The sequence below is a fragment of the Streptomyces sp. NPDC051051 genome (assembly GCF_040682975.1).
Lineage (GTDB): Bacteria > Actinomycetota > Actinomycetes > Streptomycetales > Streptomycetaceae > Streptomyces.
Genome location: NZ_JBFBCB010000125.1, coordinates 1 through 3683 on the forward strand (window position 1 = coordinate 1; position 3683 = coordinate 3683).

At 72.6% G+C, this 3683-nt stretch carries 2 protein-coding genes and 1 pseudogene; 2 read left to right on the forward strand and 1 reads right to left on the reverse strand.

What is annotated here, in order from left to right:
* A pseudogene (locus AB0N31_RS36310) lies at nt 1-153 on the reverse strand (aminofutalosine synthase MqnE); the annotation flags it as partial.
* A gap of 396 nt (nt 154-549) precedes the next feature.
* Here AB0N31_RS36310 and AB0N31_RS36315 point away from each other — a divergent pair.
* Both AB0N31_RS36315 and AB0N31_RS36320 read left to right on the forward strand, forming a co-directional pair.
* Nucleotides 550-1410, forward strand: coding sequence for a 1,4-dihydroxy-6-naphthoate synthase (locus AB0N31_RS36315; RefSeq protein WP_366062809.1), 861 nt, complete (start codon nt 550-552; stop codon nt 1408-1410).
* Between the two features lie 450 nt (nt 1411-1860).
* Nucleotides 1861-3683 (forward strand): type I polyketide synthase (locus AB0N31_RS36320; RefSeq protein ID WP_366062810.1); only part of this gene is annotated, 1823 nt, incomplete at its 3' end.

Here is a 3683-nt window from a genome sequence, read left to right on the forward strand (position 1 = left end):
GACGTCGCCGTTCTTCCGCGTCCGCACCTCGTGCGCCAGACCGCCCAGCCAGGCCAGGTCGTCCGACTCGTACAACGCGATGCCGTCCTCGCGGGACAGCCGCTCACCGGAGAAGACCTTGTCCTCCAGCTCGCGCTTGAGCCCAGCGTCCATGGCCGGGAACCTCCTCGGTCAGTGCCTCGTGGCACACGTAGTGGGTCCGAGCACACGCAGCACGTTGCTCGTCGGCGGCCCCGGAACGGAACGAACTCCCGCGGACCGTGGACCGGCCGTCCCGCCCGGGGACGGCCGGGCGGGACGAATCACAGCCGCACCATCCGGCGCTTGAGCCGAACCGCCGGCCGGAGCCCGCGGACCCGGCCGACGAGCCGAACGCCACAGGCCCCCGGCCGGACGACGGGCATCGACACCGCGCCGAGTGGGGCCCTCCCATCCTTGCGGAGGGCAGTCTGGGGAAAACCCCATACCCGCAACGGATTTGCTGAGGGCGACGGCCCCGTGCCGCCCGGAACATCCCCGCCCGAACGGCAGACAAGGAAGCCCCAGCCCATGACGTCACCGCTGACCCTGGCGCACTCCCCGTGCCCCAACGACACGTTCGTCTTCCACGCCTGGACGGAGGGGCTGCTGCCCGACGCCCCCGAGGTGCGGCTCACCTTCGCCGACATCGACGTCACCAACGGCATGGCCGCACGCGGCGAACTGGACGTGCTGAAGATCTCCTACGCGGCCCTGCCGCACGTCCTTGAGGACTACGCCCTGCTGCCGTGCGGCGGCGCCCTCGGACACGGCTGCGGCCCGCTCGTCCTGTCCGCCGGACCCGCGGTGCCCGCCGCACTGACCGGAGCCCGGATCGCCGTCCCCAGCATCAGTTCGACGGCCTACCTGCTGTTCCGGCTGTGGGCCGCCGAAGCCGTACCGGGTGGCGTCGGGGACATCACCGTCCTGCCGTTCCACGAGATCATGCCGGCCGTCCGCGACGGCCGTGTCGACGCCGGCCTGGTCATCCACGAGGCGCGCTTCACCTACGACCGCTACGGCCTGCACCGCGTCGCCGACATGGGTGAGGAATGGGAGAAGCGGACGGGCGTGCCGATCCCCCTCGGCGCCATCGTCGCCCGCCGCTCCTTCGAAGAGCCCCTGCTGCACCGGATCGCCGAAACCGTACGCGCTTCCCTGCGCGCCGCCCGGCACGACCCCACCGCCTCCCGCGGCCACATCCTCGAACACGCACAGGAGATGGAGCCGGACGTCGTCGACCAGCACATCGACCTCTACGTCAACGAGTTCACCGTCGACCTCGGCCACGACGGCCTGCACGCCGTCCGTACCCTGCTGGACCGCTCCGCCGAACTGGGGCTGCTGCCGCCGTTGCCGGCCGGAGCGCTGGAGGTGACCAGCCGCCTGTGAGACGCGGCCCCGCGCCGCATGATCCGGCGGACGGGGCAGTGGCGGTCGGGCCCCGAGGGGTCGGACCTCCAGCGGTGAGGAACCGGTGCGGTCGCATTCCCAGAGGGCGGGCCCCAAGACGGGGGTGAGCGGGCCGGGTCCGGGACGGACGAAGACGGGCGGTCACCGCCCAGGAGGACATGTCCGCGCCCGGAGGACCACCCGGCAACGCTAGAAGTTCTCTTAGAGCCGCCGGTCAGGACTCCGAAACCGTCCCGGACCCTCCCCATAATCGCCCTGGAGGACGGCCCGGCACCGGGAGCGCCGGGGCCGTCCGTACCGAGGGAACCGGCCCCCGAGCCCGCCCTCACCGGTCCCGGCACCCACGGTGCCGGGACCGACACCGATGGCCCGTGCCCCACCGGCGAGCCGCCGCGCCCGCCGCCGAAGGGAGACCGATCCGTGAGCTCCGTGAGCGAGGACAGGCTTCGCGACCTTCTGACCCGAGTCTCCAACGACCTCCAGCGCACCCGCACCAGGCTGCGCCAGGTCGAGGCCAAGGCAACGGAACCCATCGCCGTCGTCTCCATGAGCTGCCGCTACCCCGGCGGAGTACGCACCCCCGAAGACCTGTGGCATCTCGTCGACACCGGCACGGACGGCATCTCCGGCTTCCCCGACGACCGGGGCTGGGACCTGGACGCCCTCTACCACCCCGACCCCGCCCACCCCGGGACCTGCTACACGCGGGAGGGGGGATTCCTGCACGACGCCGCCGACTTCGACCCCGCCTTCTTCGGCATGTCCCCCCGCGAGGCACTCGCCACCGACCCGCAGCAGCGGCTGCTGCTCGAACTGACCTGGGAAGCCCTCGAACGCGCCGGACTGCGCCCTTCGGAGCTGCGCGGCAGCGCCACCGGAGTGTTCGCCGGCGTCATGTACAACGACTACGCCACCCGCTTCCCCGAGCCGCCCGCCGGGGTCGAGGGCCACCTCGGCAACGGCAGCGCGGCCAGCATCGCCTCCGGCCGCATCTCCTACACCTTCGGTTTCGAAGGCCCGGCCCTGACCGTCGACACCGCTTGCTCCTCCTCGCTCGTCGCCCTGCACCTGGCCGTCCAGGCCCTGCGCGCCGAGGAATGCGACCTGGCCCTGGCCGGCGGCGTCGCCGTCATGTCGACCCCTGTCACCTTCCTGGAGTTCAGCCGGCAGCGCGGACTCGCGCCCGACGGGCGCTGCAAGTCCTTCGCCGAGGCGACCGACGGCACCGGCTGGGGCGAGGGCGCCGGCCTGGTCCTGCTCGAACGGCTCTCCGACGCCCGTCGCAACGGCCACCAAATCCTCGCCCTCATCCGCGGCTCCGCCGTCAACCAGGACGGCGCGAGCAGCGGCCTCACCGCCCCCAACGGCCCCGCACAGCAGCGCGTCATCCGCGCCGCGCTCGCCTCCGCCCGACTTTCCCCGGCCGACGTCGACGCCGTCGAGGCGCACGGCACCGGCACGACCCTCGGCGACCCCATCGAGGCCCAGGCCCTCCTCGCCACCTACGGCCAGGACCGCACCGAGGACCGGCCGCTGTGGCTCGGCTCGCTGAAGTCCAACATCGGCCACACCCAGGCCGCCGCCGGCGTCGGCGGCGTCATCAAGATGGTCCAGGCACTGCGCCACAAACGCCTGCCGCGCACCCTGCACGTCGACACCCCCACCACCAAGGTCGACTGGACCGAGGGCGACGTGCGCCTGCTCACCGAACCGGTCGCCTGGCCGCAGGCCGAACGACCGCGCCGTACCGGCGTCTCCGCGTTCGGCGTCTCCGGCACCAACGCCCACCTCATCCTGGAGCAGGCACCGCCCACCGACCCGGACGGCGACACCACCACCGCGCCGGACGACGACACGGCCGACAGCCGGTCCCTCGCCCGCACATCGCCGGTGCTGCCGTGGATCCTGTCCGCGCGCACCACCGATTCCCTCAAGGCGCAGGCCCGCGCCCTGCTGGACCACATCGAAACCCACCCCGACGCGGACGACCCGGCCATCGCCCACACCCTGGCCACCGCACGCACCCACTTCGAACACCGCGCCGTCGTGCTCGGCACCGACCGGGAGACCCTCCTCGCCGGCCTACGCGACCTCGGCGCCGGTCAGTCCCCCACGAGCACGGTGACCGGCACCGTACGCCGCGGCGGCAAGGTCGCCTTCTTGTTCTCGGGTCAGGGTGCGCAGCGTGCGGGGATGGGGCGGGAGTTGTATGAGGTGTTCCCGGTGTTCGCGGACGCGTTCGATGCGGTGTG